The sequence below is a fragment of the Streptomyces globisporus C-1027 genome, assembly GCF_000261345.2.
Classification (GTDB): domain Bacteria; phylum Actinomycetota; class Actinomycetes; order Streptomycetales; family Streptomycetaceae; genus Streptomyces; species Streptomyces pakalii.
In genome coordinates, this window is record NZ_CP013738.1 from 2,357,920 (window position 1) to 2,379,560 (window position 21,641).

The window sequence follows — 21,641 nt, forward strand, 5'->3', positions numbered from 1 at the left end:
TCTGCACTTGACGTTCCGTCAACTCCACACTCCTACAGTCCTGACGCGCGACCCGCCGGTCCGTCCGGAGCGGCGGGGCCGCCCACACTCATGCGTGGAGTGATCGTGGAACGTCGGAACTTCTTGCGCACCGCGGTGATCGGCAGCTCGGCGGCGGCCTTCGGCGGCACCCTGTGGCGGGGCGCCGCCTTCGCCGACCCGGCCCAGCCGGCCCCCGGCCCGTACGGCGCGCTCCAGGCGGCCAACGGGGACGGGATCCAGCTGCCGAGCGGCTTCACCAGCCGCGTGATCGCCCGCTCCGGGCAGACCGTGCCCGGCACCTCCTACCGCTGGCACAGCGCGCCCGACGGCGGCGCGACCTACGCCGACGGCTCGGGCTGGATCTACGTCTCCAACGCCGAGGTGTCCCCGAGCAGCGGGGGCGGGGCGAGCGCGGTGCGGTTCAACGCCTCGGGGACGGTGACCTCCGCGTACCGGATCCTGGGCGACACCAACAACAACTGCGCGGGCGGTGCCACCCCGTGGAAGACCTGGCTCTCCTGCGAGGAGGTCACCCGGGGGTACGTCTACGAGACCGACCCGTGGGGCGTGAACGCGGCGGTGCGGCGCCCGGCGATGGGCCGCTTCAAGCACGAGGCGGCGGCGGCCGACCCGGACCATGGCTACGTCTATCTCACCGAGGACGAGAGCGACGGCCGTTTCTACCGCTTCCGGCCCACGACCTGGGGGAATCTGTCGAGCGGCACGTTGCAGGTGCTGGTCGCGGGTACGGGCACCTCGGGGCCGGTGAGCTGGGCGAACGTACCGGATCCGGCCGCCTCCTCCACGCAGACGCGGCACCAGGTGTCCGGGGCGAAGGTCTTCAACGGCGGCGAGGGCTGCTTCTACGCGGCGGGCACCTGCTGGTTCACCACCAAGGGCGACAACCGGGTGTGGGCGTACGACGCGGCCACCTCGTCGATCTCGCTCGCCTACGACGACTCGCTGGTGACGGGCGGCTCCGCCCCGCTGACCGGGGTGGACAACGTCACCCGGTCCGGGTCCGGCGACCTCTACGTCGCGGAGGACGGCGGGAACATGGAGATCTGCCTGATCACGCCGGACGACACGGTGGCCCCGTTCCTGCGGATCACCGGCCAGTCCGGTTCCGAGATCACCGGTCCCGCGTTCTCGCCGGACGGCAGCCGCCTCTACTTCTCCTCGCAGCGGGGGACGAGCGGCAGCTCCTCCGGCGGCATCACGTACGAGGTGAAGGGGCCGTTCCGCGGCTGACGCGGACGCCCGCGTGCGCCGGGGCTCCCCCGTGCCCCCGGCGCACGCCCTTGCTCTTCGGGCGGCTCAGCCCTGGGCGGCGGCCTCGTCCATCCACATGACCTCCCAGATGTGGTGGTCGGGGTCCTGGAACGAGCGGCCGTACATGAAGCCCATGTCCTGCGTCTCGCCCGCCGGGAACCCGCCGGAGGCCAGCGCGGCGTCGACGATCTCGTCGACCTTCTCGCGGCTGTCGGCGCTGAGCGCGAGGATGACCTCGGTCGCCTTCGAGGCGTCGACGATGTCCTTCTTGGTGAAGTCCTTGAAGCGCGGCTCCGTCATCAGCATGGCGAAGATCGTGTCACTGATCACCAGACACGCGGTCTTGTCGTCGCTGAACGCCGGGTTGGTCGTGAAGCCGAGCTTCCCGAAGAATCCCACCGTCGTCTCCAGGTTCCTCACCGGCAGGTTCACGAAGATCATCTGAGCCATGGTCGTTTCCTCTTCCTCTGTCCCGTGGCGCCTGCGGTGTTCCCTCCGGCGCTTTCGATGGTTACTGAGGTTGAACTTGTGGTGTCGTAGGGGCTGACGGCTCCTCGCCGGTGCGGTATCACCGGGGCATGCGGTATCCACAAGGGGGCGGGCTGACCGCCGAGCGGCAGCAGTTCCGCGAGGAGTTACGACTGAAGGCTGCCGAGAGGTTCGCCCAGGGCGAGGCGAGCTCGGTGATCGCCAGGGACCTGCGGGTCAGCGTCCGCTCGGTGCAGCGGTGGCGGCGGATGTGGGACGAGGGCGGGCCGCGGGCTCTGCGGTCACAGGGCCCGGCATCGCTGCCGAGGCTGAGCGAGAAGCAGTTCGCCCAGTTGGAGGCGGAGCTGGCCAAGGGACCGGCCGCGCATGGCTGGGAAGACCAGCGCTGGACCCTGAGCCGTGTGAAGACGGTGATCGGCCGACGCTTCCACCTGACCTACACGATCCAGGGCGTGCGCAAGCTCCTGGTGCGCAACGGCTGGTCCTGTCAGGTCCCGGCCCGACGCGCCATCGAGCGGGACGACGAGGCGGTGGCCGGGTGGGTCAAGGAGGTGTGGCCGTGCGCGGAAGACTCGCGGCGGCCCGTGGAGCCTGGCTCGTCTTCGAGGACGAAGCCGGTTTCTCCATGACGCCGCCGCAGGCCAGGACCTGGGCCCAGCGCGGCCGGACCCCGGTGGTGCGTGTCCGCGGCCGTTCCCGCAGACGCATCTCCATCGCCGCGCTGACCTGCTACAAGCCCGGCCACCGGTCCCGGCTGATCTACCGGCCACGCCGGGACGACGACCGACGCGACAGTCGCAAGAGCTTCTCCTGGCGCGACTACCGGGACCTGCTGATCGCCGCCCACCAGCAGCTCGGCGGGCCGATCGTGCTCATCTGGGACAACCTGAACGTCCACAAAGCCGCCGGGCTGCGGGAGTTCGCCGCCTCCCGGGACTGGCTGACGATCTACTACCTGCCGCCCTACGCACCCGACCTCAACCCCGTCGAAGGGATCTGGTCCCTCTTACGACGCGGCTGGCTCTCCAACGTCGCCTTCTCCACCCCCGAACACCTCGTCCAGCGCATCCGACACGGCCTACGCCACATCCAATACCGCAGCCACCTCATAGACGGCTGCCTCGCCGAGACCGGCCTGACCATCAGACCCACCTGAGCAACCCAGCGACATCACGAGTTCAACCTCAGTAGACGGCGGGGCCGCGCAGAACTCATCGCCGTCGGCGGAGAAGTTTTCCGGGACCTCGGGCGAGGCCCTAGGTGTGTAGTCCCGGGACGTTGGTGACACGCGTGCTGGGTTCTTGATATGGGTGAGGGCCTCCGGGTTCGGTGTGGATTGCGACATCTCCACCGAGATCAGGAGGCCCTCGTGGTCCACCGTAATGCCCCGCTGACCGAGACCGGGAGACTCCGCCTGGCCCGCTGCGTCGTCGAGGACGGATGGCCCGTACGGCGGGCGGCCGAGCGTTTCCAGGTCAGCCACACCACCGCCGCCCGCTGGGCGAGCCGCTACCGGCAGCTCGGCGTCACCGGAATGAGCGACCGCTCCAGCCGCCCGCACCACCAGCCCCGCAGGACCACGGTCACCGTCGAGGAACAGGTACTCCGGCTGCGACGCGAGCACCGGATCGGGCCGCTACGACTGGCCGCCCGATGCAACATCGCCGCCTCGACCGCCCACCGCATCCTGGTCCGGCACGGCCTGCCGCCACTGGCCGCCCTGGACCGGGCCACCGGCGAGCCCGTCCGCCGCTACGAACGCGCCCGACCCGGCGAACTGGTCCACATCGACGTCAAGAAGCTCGGCCGGATCCCCGACGGCGGCGGCCACAGGACTCTCGGCCGGGCCGACGGCCACCGCAGCCGGACCAACGGCGCCGGCTGGGCCTACCTGCACACCGCCCTCGACGACCACACCCGCATCGCCTATACCGAGGACCTGCCCGACGAGACCGCCCCGACCTGCGCAGGCTTCCTCGTCCGGGCCACGGCCCACTTCGCGTCCCTGGGCATCCGGATCGAACGGGTCCTGACCGACAACGCCTGGGCCTACAGCAAGAACACCTGGCGAAACACCTGCCGCGACCTGGACATCAGCCCCCGCTGGACCAGGCCCTGGCGACCCCAGACCAACGGCAAGGTCGAACGCTTCCACCGCACCCTGCTCGACGAATGGGCCTACCAGAAGCCCTACACCTCAGACCACGAACGCAGGGAAGCGTTCACCCACTGGCTGCACTGGTACAACTACCACCGACCCCACACCGGCATCGGCGGCCAAACACCCGCCAGCCGCGGCACCAACCTCTCCGAACAGCACACCTAGGGGGTGTCCGCAATGTCCGCGGGGAGCCAGAGTCGTAGGCAGGCGATGGTGACGAGAGCTTGGTAGTGGCGGGCGCGTTTGTCGTAGCGGGTGGCGAGGGCTTTGTTCTGCTTGAGCTTGTTGAAGCAGCGTTCGACGACGTTGCGGCGTCGGTAGGCGGTGCGGTCGAGGCGGCAGGGGGTCTCGCCGCGTCGTCGGCGGCCGCTGATCTGGTCGGTGCGTTCGGGGATGGTGCAGGCGATGCCGCGTCTGCGCAGGTAGGCCCGGATCTTTCGGGAGGAGTAGCCCTTGTCGCCGGCTACCCGGTCGGGCCGGGTGCGGGGCCGGCCGGGCCCGTCCCGCTTGATGGCGATGCGGGCCATGACCGGCTCGAACTGCGTGCAGTCGTTGACGTTTCCGCCTGTGATCGTGAAGGCGAGCGGTCGGCCCTGCCCGTCGCAGGCGAGGTGGATCTTCGTGCTCAGCCCGCCGCGGGACCGGCCCAGTGCCTCGCCGGTGCAGGGCCCCCTTTTCGGGCCCCGGCCGCGTGCTGGTGGGCCCGCACGATCGTCGAGTCGACGCAGACGATCGACCAGTCGACCTTCCCGACCGCATCCGAGTGCTGCTGGACATGAGCCAGGAGCCGGTCCCACGTCCCGTCCGCCGACCAGCGACGGAACCGTTCGTAGACTGTCTTCCACGGCCCGTACCGATCCGGCAGATCCCGCCAGGCCGCCCCCGTGGACAGCTTCCACAGGATCCCGTTGAGGACCTGCCGCCGGTCCCGCACCGGACGACCCATCCGAGGCGGAGCCAGCAACGGCCCGACCACTTCCCACGCTTGATCAGTCACTTCATGACGACGCACCACGAACGGCCCAACGACCAAACGACATTGCGGACACGCCCTAGTGGAGGGTGAGCGGAGCTCCGCCGCGCAGCAGGGAGCCGCCGAGCGGCGTCAGCGTGTGGAGGACCGAGCTGCCGTGGCGCAGCGTCAGGACGAGGCCCGCCTCGCGCAGCACGGAGGCGTGCTGGCTCGCGGACGCCAGCGACACCCCGGCCCTGCGGGCGAGTTCGCTGGTGGTGCAGCCCGTCCCTATGGAGGAGAGGACGGCCGAGCGGGTGTGTCCGACGAGCCGGCCGAGCCAGGGGCCCGGCTCGGCGAAGACGGGGGCGCCGGGGTTGGCCACCGGGTAGACGAGGACCGGCGGGAGGGAGGGGTTCCGGTAGACGACGGGCGCGCCCCGGCAGAAGAAGGACGGCTGGAGCAGCAGCCCGCGCCCGTCGAGATACAGATCGCGGTCGAAGGGGTAGTCGGCCTCCAGCACGGGGGAGCGCCATCGGATCGACGGCGGCAGGGTGGCCAGCAGCTCGTCCGTGCCGCCGTCCAGCAGGGCCCGGCCGCGCACGGCCCGGTCCGCCTCGACGCTGGCCCGGATGTGCGGCCAGTAGGGCTCGACGGCCGCCTGGTGGTAGCTGCGGAGCGCGCTGATGAGCCGGGTGAGCGGTTCGGCGTGGCCCTCCATGAGCGCGGCGGGCAGCGCCGCTACGGCCCGCCCCGCCCCGGCGGCCCGCTGACCGACCGACCGGTCTGCCCGCTGCCGGGTCCGGCCGGCGGCCAGCAGCTCCAGCTCGGTGTGGACCCGGTCGGCGGGGGTGTCGCGCAGGGCCTCGATGCCGGCGTCGAGCCCGAAGGGTTCGGCGGCCTCTTGGGAGGGCGTCAGGAAATCCGGGAAATAGCCGCGGGGCGGAACGACCGCCGCCAGCAGCTGCGCTTCACCATTCAACCGCGCCCGGGATTCCGTACGCCATTTTCCGAACACCGTCGAAGCACGCCGGTCCCTGAGCCGGTGGAAACTCAGAATGGTTTCCCACAAGGCGTCCGGTCTCGTGGCCATCCGCACCCGCGAAAGGTCCAGCCTGGACACATGGATCCGCAGCACTACTCCCCCACCTGTTGCATTCTGTTGCATCCGCAATTGCCCCCACCGAAGGGTATGCGGACCGTCACAGGAGGTCACCACGGGGTTTCGGCCAGAAGTGAAAGGCCTCGCCCCGTTCCGCTTCACCGATGAGGCTGTACGACGTCGGGTACGCATCCGGTGCCCACCGGATGAGCACGTGAAGGCCGTGGGGGGCTTTGTGTGTTCGGCGGCGGTGGGCGACGGTGCGGCTCCGTACCCGACGGGGGTAAGCCGGGTGCGGTCCATGGGTGGGGATCCATGGACCGCACCCCGGTCCGATCCTCCAAGCGTCACCCGAATTTCTTTGCGCATTAAACGAAGCAATGTGCTCTGCGCCACATTCTTCACGCTGCATTCGGTGCGCGCTCCTGACGACTTCTCCGTACCGCCGGTCATTTCCGCGCACACCCCTCCCGTACCGCCGGTCACCTCCGACGCCGCCGGCCCCCTTACCGCCGGTCACTTCCGGTCGGCGCAAAGCGAAGCGGCGGCACCCCCGCACAGGGTGCCGCCGCTTCTCGGTGCTCCGGGGCCGCCGCCGGGCCGGTGCGCCCGGTGAGGGCCGGGCTCGGCTTCCGGGGCGGTCCCGGAGGGGCAGGCCGCTCGGCGGCCTTGGTCGGTGGGCAGGGCTGTTCGTGCAGCCCTGCCCCTGAGGTCCGGGGTGTTCGTGCACCCCGGACCGTGAGTCCGGGTCAGCGGCTGTCGCTGCCCCGGGACTCGGCTGCGGCCCGGCCCGCCTCCAGGCGGGCTACGGGGATGCGGAACGGCGAGCAGGAGACGTAGTCCAGGCCCACCTCGTGGAAGAAGTGCACCGACTCCGGGTCTCCGCCGTGCTCACCGCAGACGCCGAGCTTGAGGTCCGGGCGGGTGGCCCGGCCGGCCTCGACGGCGCTGCGGACCAGCGAGCCGACACCGTCCTTGTCGATCGTCTCGAACGGCGAGACCCCGAAGATGCCCTTCTCCAGGTACGCGGTGAAGAACGAGGCCTCCACGTCGTCGCGGGAGAAGCCCCACACCGTCTGGGTCAGGTCGTTCGTGCCGAAGGAGAAGAACTGCGCGGCCTCGGCGATCTGGCCCGCCGTCAGCGCGGCGCGCGGCAGCTCGATCATGGTGCCGATGGTCAGCTTGAGGTCGGTGCCGGTGGCGGCCTGGACCTCCTCGATGACCCGGTCGGCCTCCTCGCGGACGATCTCCAGCTCCTGGACCGTACCCACGAGCGGAATCATGACCTCGGCGCGCGGGTCGCCCTTGGCGTTCTTGCGGTGGGCGGCGGCCTCGGCGATGGCCCGGACCTGCATGGCGAACAGGCCGGGGATGACCAGGCCGAGGCGCACGCCGCGCAGGCCCAGCATCGGGTTCTGCTCGTGCAGCTTGTGCACGGCCTGGAGGAGGCGCAGGTCGTTCTCGTTGGCGTCCTTGCGGGACTCCGCGAGCGCGACGCGCACCGACAGCTCGGTGATGTCGGGCAGGAACTCGTGGAGCGGCGGGTCCAGGAGGCGGACGGTGACGGGCAGTCCGTCCATCGACTCGAACAGCTCGATGAAGTCGGCCTTCTGGAGCGGCAGAAGAGCGGCGAGAGCGGTCTCACGCTCCTCGTCGGTGTCCGCGAGGATCAGCTTCTCGACCATCTCGCGGCGCTCGCCGAGGAACATGTGCTCGGTGCGGCACAGGCCGATGCCCTGGGCGCCGAAGCGGCGGGCCCGCAGGGCGTCCTCGGCGTTGTCGGCGTTGGCCCGTACACGCAGCCGGCGTACCCGGTCCGCGTAGGCCATGATCCGGTGCACGGCGGCGACCAGCTCGTCGGCGTCGTCGGCGCCCGCGTGCATGCGGCCCTCGAAGTACTCGACGACCGGGGACGGCACGACGGGGACCTCGCCCCGGTAGACCTTGCCGGTGGAGCCGTCGATCGAGACGAGGTCGCCCTCCTCGATCACGATGCCGCCGACCGTCATCCGGCGGCGCTTGGTGTCGACCTCCAGGTCCTCGGCGCCGCAGACACAGGTCTTGCCCATGCCGCGCGCCACGACCGCCGCGTGCGAGGTCTTGCCGCCGCGCGAGGTGAGGATGCCCTCGGCGGCGATCATGCCTTCGAGGTCGTCGGGGTTGGTCTCGCGGCGGATCAGGATGACCTTCTCGCCGGAGCGGGACCACTTGATCGCGGTGTAGGAGTCGAAGACGGCCTTGCCGACGGCGGCGCCGGGCGAGGCGGCGATGCCCCGGCCGAGCAGCTCGGTCTTCGCCTCGATGTCGAAGCGGGGGAACATCAGCTGGGCGAGCTGCGCGCCGTTGACCCGCTGGAGGGCCTCGGCCTCGTCGATCAGGCCCTGGTCCACGAGCTGGGTGGCGATGCGGAAGGCGGCGCCGGCGGTGCGCTTGCCGACCCGGGTCTGGAGCATCCAGAGCTGGCCGCGCTCGATGGTGAACTCGATGTCGCAGAGATCCTTGTAGTGGTTCTCCAGGGTCTCCATGATCTGCATGAGCTGGTCGTACGACTTCTTGTCGATCGACTCCAGGTCGGCGAGCGGCACCGTGTTGCGGATACCGGCGACGACGTCCTCGCCCTGCGCGTTCTGGAGGTAGTCGCCGTAGACGCCCTGGTGGCCGCTGGCCGGGTCGCGGGTGAAGGCGACGCCCGTACCGGAGTCGGGGCCCAGGTTGCCGAAGACCATCGAGCAGACGTTGACGGCCGTGCCGAGGTCGCCGGGGATGCGCTCCTGACGGCGGTAGAGCTTGGCCCGGTCGGTGTTCCACGAGTCGAAGACCGCGTTTATGGCGAGGTCCATCTGCTCGCGCGCGTCCTGCGGGAACTCGCGTCCGGCCTCGGACTCGACGATCTTCTTGAACTGCTTGACCAGCTTCTTCAGGTCGGCTGCGGCGAGGTCGGTGTCGACCGTGACCTTCTTCGCGTGCTTGGCGGCCTCCAGGGCCTCCTCGAAGAGCTCGCCGTCGACCCCGAGGACGGTCTTGCCGAACATCTGGATGAGGCGGCGGTAGGAGTCCCAGGCGAAGCGCTCGTCACCGGACTGGGTGGCGAGACCGGCCACCGAGGCGTCGGAGAGACCGATGTTCAGGACCGTGTCCATCATGCCCGGCATGGAGAACTTGGCGCCGGAACGGACGGAGACCAGCAGCGGGTCGTCGGCCTGGCCGAGCTGCTTGCCCATGCGCTCTTCCAGCGCCTTGAGGTGCGCACTCACCTCGTCGCGCAGCGCGGTCGGCGCGTCGCCGCTCTCCAGGTAGACCTTGCAGGCCTCGGTGGTGATCGTGAAGCCCGGAGGGACGGGCAACCCGAGGTTGGTCATCTCGGCGAGGTTGGCGCCCTTGCCGCCCAGAAGATCCTTCAGATCCTTGTTGCCCTCGGTGAAGTCGTAGACGAACTTCTGGGGATCTTTGTTTTCCGACACGGGTCTCGACTCCTCGAGGACGCGGTGGCTGCCCTGACGGCGAGGAACATACCCAGATCGAAGGTGTATGGGTACGTCCACTTGGTCGTCATGCGGCCGCAACCACCCGTCCGCCAGCAGATCGAAAGGGTCGCCCGGCCGAGGCGCAGGAATCCTTGCCTTCACCTCCTGAAGGCGGCATGGCCGAAACTTGACCATATCCGCTCACCTGAGCGGAGTGCGGAGCAAGTGAGTCCACTTCTCGAAGGCAAGAGGGTGGCACTGAGTGCCACGTCTTCCAGAAGTGCAGCCAGCCACTTTTCGCTCATCTGAGCGCAACCCCGATCAAGGGTGGCGTGAATCACGCCCGATTCGGACCCCGGATTTCAGGATCCGGACGCCTCGGGACGCCTCAGGCAGTCGCTGAACATCCCGAGATCCACCTCTTCCAGGCTACGGGCGAAGGTCCTCCCCCGCGCGGGATCGACCGGCAGCAGCGAGGGCACCACCAGCACGGCACACCCTGCGGCGTGCGCGGACGCGGTGCCGTCCGGGGAGTCCTCGACGGCCACACAGGCCGAGGCGGGGACCCCGAACCGGGTCGCCGCCGCCCTGTACGGATCGGGGTGCGGCTTGGTCCGTACGGTGTCGTCGGCCGAGAGGGTGAAGGCGAAGGGAGCCGCGCCCTTTCGCTTGTGGGGGAGGCGCTGACGAGGGCGAACGGCACCGGGGCACAGCGGGGCGCCCGCGTCGGCCTTGCGGTGGAAGGAGCCGGTGAGCTCGGCGGCGATGCCGGGCAGTGCGGCCGCCGTCCCGCCGGTCACCGCGATCAGATGAGCGGCGGGGTCGGCGACGGGCCGACCGGGGGCGCGTACGCACTCGGCCGCCGGGCTCGGGGCGCGTACCGCGAGCGGAACCGGCCGCAGGGGCGGGTACGGGCTCAGCCCCGGAGGCGCGCGGAAGCAGGGCCGGCCGCAGGAGGAGTCGGGCGGCGTGCGGGCTCAGCCTCGGAGAGTACGCCGGCGGGCCCGGCCGCAGGAGTCCCGCAGCGTACGGGCTCAGCCGCCGGAGGTGTCCAGCTCGGCGTCCGCGCTGACGCCGGCGCAGTCGTACGGGTCCTTGAGCCAGCCGTCCGGGAGGACGACCCGGTTGTTGCCGGAGGTCCGCCCGCGGGGCCCGTCGGCGCCGTCCGGCCAGGGCTGGTCGAGGTCCAGCTCGTGCAGCTGGCCGCCCAGCTCCTCCAGCGAGGAGGTGACGGCGAGCTTCTTGCGCATCTCGGAGCCGACCGCGAAGCCCTTGAGATACCAGGCCACGTGCTTGCGGAAGTCGATGACGCCGCGCGCCTCGTCGCCGATCCACTCCCCCAGCAGCGTCGCGTGGCGCACCATGACGTCCGCGACCTCGCGCAGGGTGGGCGCGTGCCGTTCGCCGCGCCCCTCCATGGCGTTGACCAGATCGGCGAAGAGCCAGGGCCGCCCGAGGCAGCCGCGCCCGACGACGACCCCGTCGCACCCGGTCTCGCGCATCATCCTCAGGGCGTCGTCGGCGCACCAGATGTCGCCGTTGCCGAGGACGGGGATCTCGGGGACGTGCTCCTTGAGCTGGGCGATGGCGTCCCAGTCGGCGGTGCCGCCGTAGTGCTGGGCGGTGGTGCGCCCGTGCAGGGCGACAGCGGTCACCCCCTCCTCGACGGCGATGCGCCCGGCGTCGAGGAACGTGAGGTGGTCGTCGTCGATGCCCTTGCGCATCTTGATGGTGACGGGGAGGTCCCCGGCGCCCGAGATGGCTTCCCGGAGGATGGCCCGCAGCAGGGGCCGCTTGTACGGAAGCGCGGAGCCGCCGCCCTTGCGGGTGACCTTGGGGACGGGGCAGCCGAAGTTCAGGTCGATGTGGTCGGCGAGGTTCTCTTCCACGATCATGCGGACGGCCTTGCCGACGGTGACCGGGTCCACTCCGTACAGCTGGATCGAACGCGGGGTCTCGGTCGCGTCGAAGTGGATGAGCTGCATGGTCTTCTCGTTGCGCTCGACCAGCGCCCGCGTGGTGATCATCTCGCTGACGAACAGCCCCTTGCCGCCGGAGAACTCCCGGCACAGCGTCCGGAACGGGGCGTTGGTGATACCGGCCATCGGGGCCAGCACGACCGGCGGCTGCACGGTGTGCGGGCCGATACGGAGCTGCGGGAGGGCGGGGGCGAGCGTGGTCATTGCTCCATTGTCGCGTACGCCGGAGGGTGGCGGACCGGGCTATGTTCGCGATGCCGTCATCGTGCGGCTGCCGCCTGTGCGCCGGACGTCGAGAATCGAGCGGCGGCTCCGTCCCAGAAGCAGAAGCAGAAACGGAAGCAGAAGCCGCAGCAGCGGACCGACTGCACGACCGAGAAGGAGTCCCCCGTGACCGTTCTTCGCATGGACAACGTGGCCGTCGTCGTCGACGACCTGGCGGCCGCCACCGCCTTCTTCATCGAGCTCGGCCTGGAGCTGGAGGGTGAAGCGCAGGTCGAGGGAGCCGTGCCGGACCGGATGACCGGCCTCGACGGGGTGCGCAGCGCCATCGCGATGATGCGCACCCCGGACGGCCACAGCAGGCTGGAGCTGACCAAGTTCCTCGCCCCGGCGGCGGTCGGCGGCGGGGCGGACGCCCCGGCGCCCAACACCCTGGGCCTGCACCGGGTGATGTTCGCGGTCGACGACCTGGACGACACGGTCGCCCGGCTGCGCGGCCACGGCGCCGAACTCCTCGGTGAGATCGTGCAGTACGAGGACGCCTACCGCCTCTGCGACCTCCGCGGCCCTTCGGGAATCATCGTCGCCCTGGCCCAGCGGCTCGGCTGACCGAAACCTCCCGACGGCGTCACCGGTCGCCGTCCACCGCGATGCGGTGCAGCCGTTCCAGCCGGCTCCGGGTCTCCTCGTCCACCGGCGGATAGCTCACCAGGCGCGGCCCGCTGGACGGGCCGAGCCAGAGGTTGGTGTGCTCGACGTGGAGCAGTCCCACCTGCGCGTTGCGGATGTACTTGGTGCGGCCGCGCTGGTCGACCACCTCGTGGCGGCCCCACACCTCGCGGAACTCCGGTGATCGCGTCTCCAGCCGGTGCAGCAGCGCCTTCCAGGCCGGCTCGGCGAGATGGCCCGCCATCGAAGCACGGAACTTGGCGGCCATCATGCGGGTGACCTCGGGCAGGTCGACGATCGAGGCACGCCAGTCGTCATGGGTGAAGGCCAGGAGCAGGCAGTTGCGGTCCTCGGGCGCCACCGCGTCCAGGTCGCAGAGCAGCCGGGCGTAGGTGCGGTTGTAGGCGAGAACGTCGTACCGGCTGTTCTGGACGCAGGCCGGAATGGGGTCCAGCTGCTCCAGCATGGTCCGCAGCGCCGGGGTGACGGTGGGGCACTCCGTGCCGGGTGCCGGGTCCGGGGCCGCGGCGAGGGCGAAGAGATGGGCGCGCTCGCTCGGGTCGAGCAGGAGGGCGCGGGCGAGGGCGTCCAGCACCTGGGCGGAGACCTGGATGTCCCGGGCCTGTTCGAGCCAGGTGTACCAGGTGACCCCGACCGCCGAGAGCTGGGCGACCTCTTCCCGGCGCAGCCCCGGGGTGCGGCGCCGCCGGCCCCGGACGAGGCCCACCTGCTCGGGGGTGATGCGCTCGCGGCGGCTGCGCAGGAAGGCGGCCAGCTCGTGCCGCCGGATGTCGGACGGGGACTCCGTGCTGTCCGGTGCGAGCAGGGGGTCGGCTGCCATGGTCGTCATGCCTCCAGCGTGCGGGGTCTCGCCGCCTGTTGCCAGGTACTCCTGGTACCAGGATAAGAAGACTCTGGTACCAGGCTGGGATCGGCGGGAGAGTCGACGGCGTGAGTGAATCATCCGTACACACCTCTCCTCGTGCGGCTTCCGGACCGGCCCGGGCGACCCCCGCCGGCCAGGAACCCGTCCGCCACCACGACCACCCCACGCCCGTGCTGGGCACGCTCGGCCTCTTCACCGTGCTGCTGGGCGCGGCACTGCCGCTCATCGACTTCTTCATCGTGAACGTCGCGCTGCCCACGATCGACCGCGATCTGGACGCGGGCCCGGCCATGCTCGAACTCGTCGTCGCGGGCTACGGTCTCGCCTACGCCGTACTGCTGGTCCTCGGCGGTCGGCTCGGCGACATGGTGGGCCGCAGGCGGCTGTTCCTCATCGGCATGGCCGCCTTCGGGATCACGTCGCTGGCCTGCGGGCTCGCCCCGGACGCCTGGACGCTGGTCGGCGCCCGGGTGGCGCAGGGCGCGGCCGCCGCGCTGATGCTGCCCCAGGTGCTGGCCACGATCCAGGCGGCGACGCGGGGACCCCGCCGGGCCCGGGCGATGAGCCTGTACGGGGCGACGGCCGGGCTGTCGATGGTCGCCGGCCAGATCCTGGGCGGGGTGCTGGTCGCCGCCGCCCCGATGGCCTCGGTGTTCGGTGAGAGCGCGGGCTGGCGGTCGGTGTTCCTGGTGAACGTCCCAGTGGTCGTGGTGGGTCTGATCCTGGCCGCCCGCGCGGTGCCGGAGACCCGCTCGGACCGCCCGGCCCCGGTCGACGTACCCGGAACGCTGCTGCTCGCCCTCTCCCTGATCACCCTCCTCGCCCCGCTGACGGAGGGCCGGGCGGCGGGCTGGCCGCTGTGGACCTGGCTCTCGCTGGCCCTGTTCCCGTTCTCCGCGTACGCCTTCTACCGGGTGGAGCGCCGGGCCGACCGGCTGGGCCGGGTGCCCCTGGTCCCGCCGAGCCTGCTGCGGCTGGACTCGCTCCGGCGGGGCCTGGCGCTGGTGGTGCCGTTCTCGATCGGCTTCGGCGGCTTCATGTTCGTGATCGCGGTGGCGCTCCAGCAGGGCCTGCGGCTGGGCCCGGCGGCGGCCGGACTCTCGCTGGCCCCGATGGCCCTGGCCTTCTTCGGCGCCTCCCTGGCGGGCCCCCGCCTGGTACGCCGGTACGGCACCCGGGTCGTCACGGCGGGCGGCCTGATCCAGGCGGTGGGCGTGGTGGGCCTGGCGCTGACGGCGCACTGCGCCTGGCAGGGCCTCGGCATCTGGGGCCTGCTCCCGGGGGTGGCGATCGCGGGCCTCGGCCAGGGTCTCCAGCTCCCCGTGCTGTTCCGGATCGTGCTCTCCGACGTACCGCCGGAGAAGGCCGGGGTGGGCGGCGGCGTGATGACGACGACCCAGCAGGCGGCACTGGCCCTCGGGGTGGCCACGCTGGGCACCCTGTTCCTGGCGCTGGTGCCGGCCCTCGGCATGCGGGACGCGCTGGTCGTGACCTTGCTGGCGCAGTTGGCGGCGGTGGCGCTGACGGTGGGGCTGAGCCTGCGGTTGCCGCGCACGGTGGGGTGAGCGGGCCGCGCCATGGGCTGTGTCCGGCTCAGGCGAGGCGCGAGGCGTCCCAGGCCGCCTCGATCATCCGGAAGACCTCGTCCACCGCGTCCCCCGGCTCGGCCGCCTCGCAGGCCAGCGCGTAGGCGTCGATCACGAACCTCGCGACGGTCCGGCATGCCGTCGACGTCTCCGGTACGCCGAGGCCGGCGGCGATCGCGGCGGCCAGCGCGTCCGCGTGGCGCAGCCGCATCGACTGTTCGTACTCCCGTAGCGCCGGTGAGGACATGATCAGGCTCCGGACCGGGGCGGCCTCGGGTGCCGTGCAGTGGCGCACCAGCGCGTGGATCTCCTGGCGCAGCGCCGGGATCAGCTGCTCCCCCGGCGCCCGGTCGGCGACCGCCCGTACGAGGCCGTGCTCGAACCCCTGGTCGCGCTCGAAGACCAGCGCCTCCTTCGCGGGGAAGTGCGAGAAGAGCGTGGTGACGGCCACATCGGCCTCGGCGGCCACGTCCCGGATGCCCACGTCGTCGTAGCCGCGTTCCAGGAAGAGGCGCAGAGCGGTGTCGGCGATCTTCTGGCGGGTCGCGGCCTTCTTGCGCTCGCGGCGCCCGGACGGCTCGATCATGCGCTGACACTACCAAGAACAAAACAACAACAGATCCAAAACCCTAACGGTTAGTGTTACGGTCGGCGCATGAAGAAAGTGAGCTTCGCCGAGTTCGGCGGCCCCGACGTCCTCCGCCTCATCGATGCCGAGGAGCCCCACGCGGGCCCCGGCGAGATACGCATCTCCGTACGCGCCGCGGGGGTGAACCCGGTCGACTGGCGCATCCGCGAAGGCCAGGTCCTCGGGGCGCATCCGACCGAACTGCCGTCAGGGGTGGGGCTCGACGCCGCCGGAGTGGTGGACGAGATCGGCGAGGGCGTCGGCGGAGTGGAGATCGGAGACCCCGTGTTCGGCGAAGGGGCCAGTACGTACGCCGAGTTCGCCGTGCTGGGGGCCTGGGCCCGGATGCCGGAGGGCCTGACGTTCGAGGAGGCGGCGGGGTATCCGTCGGTGGTGGAGACCGCGCTGCGCGTCATCCGCGAGGTCGGCGTACGGCCCGGCCAGACCCTGCTGGTCAGCGGCGCGTCCGGCGGCGTCGGTTCAGCGGTCCTGCAGATCGCGCGCGAGCGGGGCATCAAGGTCATCGGCACGGCCGGCGTCGCCAACCAGGACTACCTGCGCGGCCTGGGCGCGCTCGCCACGACGTACGGCGAGGGCTGGGCCGAGCGGGTGCGCGGCCTCGGCCGGGTCGACGCGGCGCTCGATCTGGCGGGCTCCGGCGTGATCCGCGAGCTCGTCGAACTGACCGGAGACCCCCAGAAGGTGGTCACCATCGCGGACCTGGACGCGCCGGAGTCCGGCGTCCGCTTCTCCGGCGTGGCGGGCAGCGTGCCGGACGCGCTGGCCGAGGCCGCCGCGCTCATCTCGCGCGGCAGGCTGCACATCCCGGTCGAGAAGTCCTACGCGCTGACGGAGGCCGCGGCCGCGCACGCCGACAGCCGGGCGGGCCACACCCGGGGCCGCCGCGTCATCGTCATCTGATACAGCCGGAGGCCGGCGCGTCAGAAGACGGACAGACCCGTGAGCGTGGTGAACCGGTCGAGCGCCGCCACGCCCGCCACCGAGTTGCCGCGCCGGTCGAGCCCCGGGCTCCACACGCACAGCGTGCACTCCCCGGGCACGATGGCGATGATCCCGCCCCCGACGCCGCTCTTGCCCGGCAGCCCCACCCGGTAGGCGAACTCCCCCGCCGCGTCGTACGTCCCGCAGGTGAGCATGACCGCGTTGACCTGCTTCGCCTGGCTGCGGGTCAGCAGTGCGGACCCGTCGGCCCGGACCCCGTGCCGGGCGAGGAACCCCGCGGAGAGGGCCAGATCCGCGCAGGACGCCTCGATCGAGCACTGGCGGAAGTAGGCGGCGAGCAGTTCGGGCACCGGGAGCGTGACGTTGCCGTAGGAGGCCATGAAGTGGGCCAGCGCGGCGTTGCGGTCGCCGTGGGCCGCCTCGGAGGCGGCGACGTCCGGGACGAAGTCGATGGCGGCGTTGCCGCTCTCCGTACGCAGCAGCTCCCGCACCTGCCCGGCGGCGTCCCCGGTCAGCGCCTGCAGCCGGTCGGTCACCACCAGAGCGCCAGCGTTGATGAACGGGTTGCGGGGGATGCCGTTCTCGTACTCCAGCTGCACCAGGGAGTTGAAGGGGTTGCCCGAAGGCTCGCGGCCCACCCCCCGCCATATCCGCTCGCCGTCCAGGGAGAGCGCCAGGGCCAGGGCGAAGACCTTGGAGATGGACTGCGTCGAGAACGGCTGCCGCCAGTCCCCGACCCCGTACACGGTCCCGTCCGGCTCCGCGACGGCCATGCCGAAGCGGTGGGGATCGACGCCCGCGAGCATCGGTATGTAGTCGGCGGGGGTGCCGTGGTCGTCGCGGGCGGCCATCTCCTCGGCTATGCGGCTGATGACGGCGCTGAAGCGGTGCGCACCGACAGACGGGGCGGCACTGCTCGCCGGGACGGCGGCGGAGGCGTGGGACACGGCGATTCCTGACGGGGAGCGGAGCGGGGCCCGGCGGCCGGAGCGGGGCCGGGGAGAGCGCCCACACTCTGCCCGCCCACCGGAAGCAGCCCAAATGTCCCGCGTGCCTCGCCCGCGCTCCCGCGTCCCCCTGACTCCACACCCGGCGCCCCGTACGGCTCGCGCCGCCGATTCCACGCCCCGCGCCCCGCGCGGCTCACCTCAGGGGCGCGCCCGTGAACGTCCGGTCCCCGGGCTTACATGCTCGCGAAGATCGCGCCCAGGACCATGCCGCCGACCAGTCCGACGGCGCTGACCACGATGGCGATGGTGGCGAGCCTCTCGTGCCGTACGGTCTTGGCGATGATGGCCATGATGAGCCCGCCCAGCGCGAAGACGATCGGCAGGAAGATGAACCCGATCACACCCAGGACGATCGCGATGATGCTGAAGACGTTGCCGGAGGCACCGGCCTTGGGCGCGCCGTAGTGCTGCTGTCCGGTCGGCTGATTGCTGTACTGCGTGGTCATCTCTCGCTCCTTCGGGTCGGTCGCTCCGGGATCCGGTCGCGAAGTGACCGGCCTGACGTTCGGGTGCCCCCAAGTCCCTTGTCCACACGCCTGTTTGCTCGCGGGAGCAGGTCCGACGCGGGCGCTGGTAGCTTGCAGCGATGAGTGAGCGACGACCGCCGGGCGGCGAAACGGGACGGCCTCTTCCCGCCGATGAGCGCCTACCCGACGGCGGCACGGAACTGTCGCCGGGCGAGATCGAGGCTCTTGACTCCCGGTGGGCGTCCTCCTGGACTCCGGACGAGGTGGCGCGGCGGCTGGCCGGGGTCCGGGCCCCGTGGTACGTGGCCGCGGGCTGGGCGCTGGACCTGTTCCGCGGCCGGCAGACCCGGGCGCACGGGGACATCGAGATCGCGGTCCCGGCCGGGCGGTTCCCCGAGGTGCGCCGCCGCTTCCCCGGCTACGTCTTCGACGCGGCGGGCAGCGGCCGGATCTGGGAGAACGCCGCGCCGAACGTGCTGGCCGCCGTGCACCAGACGTGGCTCCGCGATCCCGCCACCGGCGACTACCTGCTGGACGTGTTCCGCGAGCCGCACGACGGCGACACCTGGATCTGCCGCCGCGACGGGAGCATCCGGCGTCCCTACGACGAGATCGTCCACCACACCCGGGACGGCATCCCGTACCTGGCGCCCGAACTGGTCCTGCTGTTCAAGGCCAAGCACGCCCGGCCGAAGGATCAGGCGGACTTCGACGCGACGGTCCCGTACCTGAACCCGGAACAACGCACCTCCCTGGCACAGTTGTTGGACCGCGTCCACCCGGGACACCCCTGGTCGGCGGGCCTGTAGCCGGCGGGTCTGCGGTCCACGCGCCATCCACTCCCGCCGACCGCTCCCCTCCCCTCCCCTCCCCTCCCCTCCCCTCCCCTCAGCGCCCCTCCCCTCCCCGTCAGCTCAGGATCTCGACGTACCCGTCCGTTCCGTGCACGCGGATGCGCTGTCCGTCCCGGATCAGCCGGGTGGCCTGGTCCACGCCGACGACGGCGGGCAGTCCGTACTCGCGGGCGATCACCGCGCCGTGGGTCATCAGGCCGCCCACCTCCGTCACCAGCCCCGCGACGCCGAGGAACAGCGGGGACCAGCTGGGGTCGGTGAACCGCGTGACCAGGATGTCGCCCTCTGCCAGCTCGGCGTCGGCAAGGTCGAGAATGACGCGCGCCCGCCCCTCGACACTCCCGGTGGAGACCGCGAGACCGGCCAGTGCTCCCTCCGGCACGTCGTCACGCCGGTACGCGCCGTTGACGGCCTCGCCGTCCGAGGTCAGCACCCGGGGCGGGGTGAGCGCCTCGTACGACCGGAACGCTTCCTTGCGCCGCGCGATGAGCCGGGGATCGGCCCGGCGCGAACGGACGGCGTCCTCGAACTCCTGGAAGGTGAGGTGGAAGACGTCCTCCCGCTCGTCGAGCACGCCATCCCGCACGAGCCTCCCGGCCTCCTCCAACAAGGCCTGCTTGTACAGGAAGTAGCGGCAGACGATGCCGTACTTCGGGTACTCCCGGTATCCGGCGAAGGCCCGTACCTGGTCGATCATCCGCTGGGTCGCGTCGGCCTTCCGCTCCCCGTCCGGCAGGTCCCGCAGCCGGGACAGCACGTCCTGCTCGGTCCGGAGGGCCCGCAACCGGCCCTGCTCGAAGCGGCGTTCTGCCGCGCCGGGCCGGAAGTTCCGGATGTTGTCGAGGATCAGCGGGACCAGAGTGGCGGGGCGCTCGCTCCACCGGGGGCGCGTGATGTCGATCTCGGCGACGCAGCGCATGCCGTAGCGGCGCAGGTACGTCTCGATCGCCTCGCGTGCCGCGCTGCCGCCGGGCAGTTTCACGAGCCCGTCCAGGAAGCCGTCGCCGTGGGCGTCGTCCTGGACGTCGGTCAGGAACGCCACCACCTCAGGGTGCGGGCGGATCGCGTCGGCCACGTCGAGCAGGTCGAGGCCCATCTCGGACGTGATGTTGCCGGGGGCGGAGAGCGTGAGCGCGTCAGCCGCGTTCTTCTCGCCCAGCCACTCCCCCAGCTTCTCGTTGAGCCACCAGGTGGCCTCCATCCCCGCCATGATCGCCCGGATGCTCAGCGGGTCGCTGAGCACGCGCTTGTGCTCCTCGAAGGCCTCCGCCAGGAAGTCGAACAGCTCCGGACCGCTCTTCGTCCGGATGTCGCGTTCCAGGGCGGCGAGGGACGTCTCGCTGCGCTCGACCAGCTCCGCGACGATGGCGGGATCGGCCTCGGTCACCGACGCTTCGGAGGCGCCGCCCGCCCGAGGGTTGGCGGGGCCCGCTTGCCCCGCGTCGCCTGCGTGGTCCGTTTCGCCCGCGTCACCCGGGTCCGGAACCGGCAGCTCGAACTCGTCCCGCTCCAGAACTGTTTCCATGGCATCCCGGACCAGCGGATCGCCCTTCCCCATGACGTCCAGGAGGGCGGCGCGGGACGCGGGCGAGGCGAGCCGCGGGCTGACGTCCACGAAGAGCCGCCCGCCGGCCTCGTGCATCGGCACCATGGCGGTGCGCTGCCACATGGACCAGCCCAGCGGCTTCATGGCGTCGGTCATCATCTGCTGGTGGCCGACGGAGACGTAGACGCTCGGGGTCGGGCGCTCCACGGCCTCCGGTACGGGGTCGGGGACGGGTAGGGGTAACAGCGTCGTGATCGGCCGGCTCTGCACGATCCGGAAACCGTCGTCGGTCAGGCACCACTCGATGTCCTGCGGACACCCGAAGCGGTCCTCGATCCGCCGCCCGAGCCGTACGAGCTCCACGACCTGCGCGTCGGTCAGTGCCGGTCGCTCCTGCTGCCACGGTTCGACCGTCACCTCCCGCGTACCGCCACCCGGCAGAGCGTGAAGGGCGCGTTGTTTGACGGCGATCGCCTTGGCGACGACCGCGTCGTCCCGGACGGTGAAGACGTCGGGGTTCACCAGCCCGGAGACCAGCGCCTCGCCGAGCCCGAACCCGGCGTCCACGGTGGCGGTCCGCCGGTGGCCCGTGACGGGGTCGGCGGTGAACAGGACCCCGGACGCGTCCGGGAGGACCATGCGCTGGACGACCACGGCCATCCGGACCGTACGGTCGTCGATGCCGTTGCGCCGCCGGTAGATCACCGCCCGCTCGGTGAACAGCGAAGCCCAGCACCGGCGGACGTGCCGGAGGACCTCCGCAGGCCCCACGACGTTCAGGTACGTGTCCTGCTGCCCGGCGAACGAGGCCGTCGGCAGGTCCTCCGCCGTGGCGCTGGACCGCACGGCGTACGCGGCTCCCTCACCGAGCCGGGCGACCGCCCCGGTGATCTCGGCCGCGAGGCCGTCGGGGATCCCCGCCTCTTCGACGGCCCGCCGGACCTCCGCGCTCAGGGCCCGGACCGCCTGCCGGTCGTCCGGGTCGGCGCCCGCCAGCCGGTCGAGCAGCGCGTCGACCTCGGGAGCCCGCTCCACGACCCGCCGGAAGGCGTCCGTCGTCACGCAGAAGCCGTCCGGCACCCGGACACCGTCGAGCCGCGAGAGCTCACCGAGTTGGGCCCCCTTCCCGCCGACGAGCCCGGCCTGATCCTCGCCGACCTCGCCGAGACCCAGCACGGTCTCGCATCCTTCGTCGAACCTCGTGTCGCGCACGTCGTCCTTCCAGGTTTCTTCCGCAGGCTGTGGCATAGGCGGACATTCTGCGCCCCTCCCCGGGCCTTGCGGCAAGACCCCCTGTGCGCTATAAGTTGAGCATGGCGAGGAGAGGTTTCTCCTCGCCTTTGTGCTGCGTACGCGCGCTTGTGTCGTGT

General features: G+C 71.3%; 17 protein-coding genes and 1 pseudogene. 7 read left to right on the forward strand and 11 right to left on the reverse strand.

Annotation, left to right across the window (positions count from 1 at the left end; genetic code table 11):
• Positions 1–105: 105 nt before the first annotated feature.
• A complete protein-coding gene (locus WQO_RS10170; RefSeq protein WP_010064327.1) occupies positions 106–1,272 on the forward strand; it encodes an alkaline phosphatase PhoX in 1,167 nt (388 codons plus the stop codon).
• Between the two features lie 66 nt (positions 1,273–1,338).
• Here the strand turns inward: WQO_RS10170 and WQO_RS10175 are convergent, their stop codons facing one another.
• Positions 1,339–1,743: a VOC family protein gene (locus WQO_RS10175; RefSeq protein WP_029182720.1), complete on the reverse strand. Its 405-nt coding sequence runs from the start codon at positions 1,741–1,743 to the stop codon at positions 1,339–1,341.
• 128 nt (positions 1,744–1,871) lie between these two features.
• On the opposite strand from WQO_RS10175, the gene WQO_RS37455 reads away from it, so the two are divergent.
• Together WQO_RS37455 and WQO_RS10190 are read left to right on the forward strand one after the other, a co-directional pair.
• Positions 1,872–2,938 (forward strand): IS630 family transposase gene (locus tag WQO_RS37455; protein ID WP_470433552.1). Its coding sequence is split into 2 segments (ribosomal slippage): positions 1,872–2,315 and positions 2,318–2,938, totalling 1,065 coding nucleotides; the frame shifts between segments, so codons are not numbered across the junction.
• A 213-nt stretch (positions 2,939–3,151) separates the two neighbouring features.
• Positions 3,152–4,108 (forward strand): IS481 family transposase, encoded by a 957-nt coding sequence (locus WQO_RS10190; protein ID WP_058953910.1) that lies wholly within the window; start codon positions 3,152–3,154, stop codon positions 4,106–4,108.
• Here the strand turns inward: WQO_RS10190 and WQO_RS34895 are convergent.
• From WQO_RS34895 to dusB, 5 genes and pseudogenes are all read right to left on the reverse strand, one after another.
• A pseudogene (locus WQO_RS34895) lies at positions 4,105–4,955 on the reverse strand (IS5 family transposase). The gene WQO_RS10190 and the pseudogene WQO_RS34895 sit on opposite strands and share 4 nt — an antisense overlap.
• A gap of 40 nt (positions 4,956–4,995) precedes the next feature.
• The gene (locus tag WQO_RS10205; protein WP_029182708.1) at positions 4,996–6,033 is read right to left on the reverse strand and encodes an ArsR/SmtB family transcription factor; all 1,038 of its coding nucleotides are present in this window, start codon (positions 6,031–6,033) and stop codon (positions 4,996–4,998) included.
• A 713-nt stretch (positions 6,034–6,746) separates the two neighbouring features.
• Positions 6,747–9,458: a pyruvate, phosphate dikinase gene (ppdK, locus tag WQO_RS10210; protein ID WP_010064227.1), complete on the reverse strand. Its 2,712-nt coding sequence runs from the start codon at positions 9,456–9,458 to the stop codon at positions 6,747–6,749.
• Positions 9,459–9,823: 365 nt separating this feature from the next.
• Positions 9,824–10,261, reverse strand: coding sequence for an HAD-IA family hydrolase (locus WQO_RS10215; RefSeq protein WP_010064226.1), 438 nt, complete (start codon positions 10,259–10,261; stop codon positions 9,824–9,826).
• Between the two features lie 234 nt (positions 10,262–10,495).
• Entirely contained in the window at positions 10,496–11,644 is a 1,149-nt protein-coding gene (dusB, locus tag WQO_RS10220; protein WP_010064225.1) for a tRNA dihydrouridine synthase DusB, read from the reverse strand.
• 201 nt (positions 11,645–11,845) lie between these two features.
• Here dusB and WQO_RS10225 point away from each other — a divergent pair, with 201 nt between their 5' ends.
• On the forward strand, positions 11,846–12,271 hold the full coding sequence (locus tag WQO_RS10225) for a VOC family protein (RefSeq protein WP_010064224.1): 426 nt from the start codon (positions 11,846–11,848) through the stop codon (positions 12,269–12,271).
• 19 nt (positions 12,272–12,290) lie between these two features.
• Here WQO_RS10225 and WQO_RS10230 read toward each other — a convergent pair whose 3' ends face one another.
• A complete protein-coding gene (locus WQO_RS10230) occupies positions 12,291–13,181 on the reverse strand; it encodes an MmyB family transcriptional regulator (RefSeq protein WP_010064223.1) in 891 nt (296 codons plus the stop codon).
• Between the two features lie 101 nt (positions 13,182–13,282).
• On the opposite strand from WQO_RS10230, the gene WQO_RS10235 reads away from it, so the two are divergent.
• Entirely contained in the window at positions 13,283–14,782 is a 1,500-nt protein-coding gene (locus WQO_RS10235; protein WP_418082098.1) for an MFS transporter, read from the forward strand.
• 28 nt (positions 14,783–14,810) lie between these two features.
• Here WQO_RS10235 and WQO_RS10240 read toward each other — a convergent pair whose 3' ends face one another.
• Positions 14,811–15,389: a TetR/AcrR family transcriptional regulator gene (locus WQO_RS10240; RefSeq protein ID WP_010064221.1), complete on the reverse strand. Its 579-nt coding sequence runs from the start codon at positions 15,387–15,389 to the stop codon at positions 14,811–14,813.
• 69 nt (positions 15,390–15,458) lie between these two features.
• Between WQO_RS10240 and WQO_RS10245 the strand changes: the two genes are divergently transcribed.
• Complete coding sequence (locus WQO_RS10245; RefSeq protein ID WP_029182707.1) at positions 15,459–16,352, forward strand: NADP-dependent oxidoreductase; 894 nt, start codon at positions 15,459–15,461, stop codon at positions 16,350–16,352.
• Positions 16,353–16,372: 20 nt separating this feature from the next.
• Here the strand turns inward: WQO_RS10245 and WQO_RS10250 are convergent, their stop codons facing one another.
• On the reverse strand, positions 16,373–17,341 hold the full coding sequence (locus tag WQO_RS10250; RefSeq protein WP_058953937.1) for a glutaminase: 969 nt from the start codon (positions 17,339–17,341) through the stop codon (positions 16,373–16,375).
• A 236-nt stretch (positions 17,342–17,577) separates the two neighbouring features.
• Positions 17,578–17,850, reverse strand: coding sequence for a hypothetical protein (locus WQO_RS10255; protein WP_010064217.1), 273 nt, complete (start codon positions 17,848–17,850; stop codon positions 17,578–17,580).
• Positions 17,851–17,990: 140 nt separating this feature from the next.
• On the opposite strand from WQO_RS10255, the gene WQO_RS10260 reads away from it, so the two are divergent.
• Positions 17,991–18,680 (forward strand): nucleotidyltransferase domain-containing protein, encoded by a 690-nt coding sequence (locus tag WQO_RS10260; protein WP_050992371.1) that lies wholly within the window; start codon positions 17,991–17,993, stop codon positions 18,678–18,680.
• Positions 18,681–18,780: 100 nt separating this feature from the next.
• Here WQO_RS10260 and rph read toward each other — a convergent pair whose 3' ends face one another.
• Entirely contained in the window at positions 18,781–21,483 is a 2,703-nt protein-coding gene (rph, locus tag WQO_RS10265) for a rifamycin-inactivating phosphotransferase (RefSeq protein ID WP_010064215.1), read from the reverse strand.
• Between the last annotated feature and the right edge of the window lie 158 nt (positions 21,484–21,641).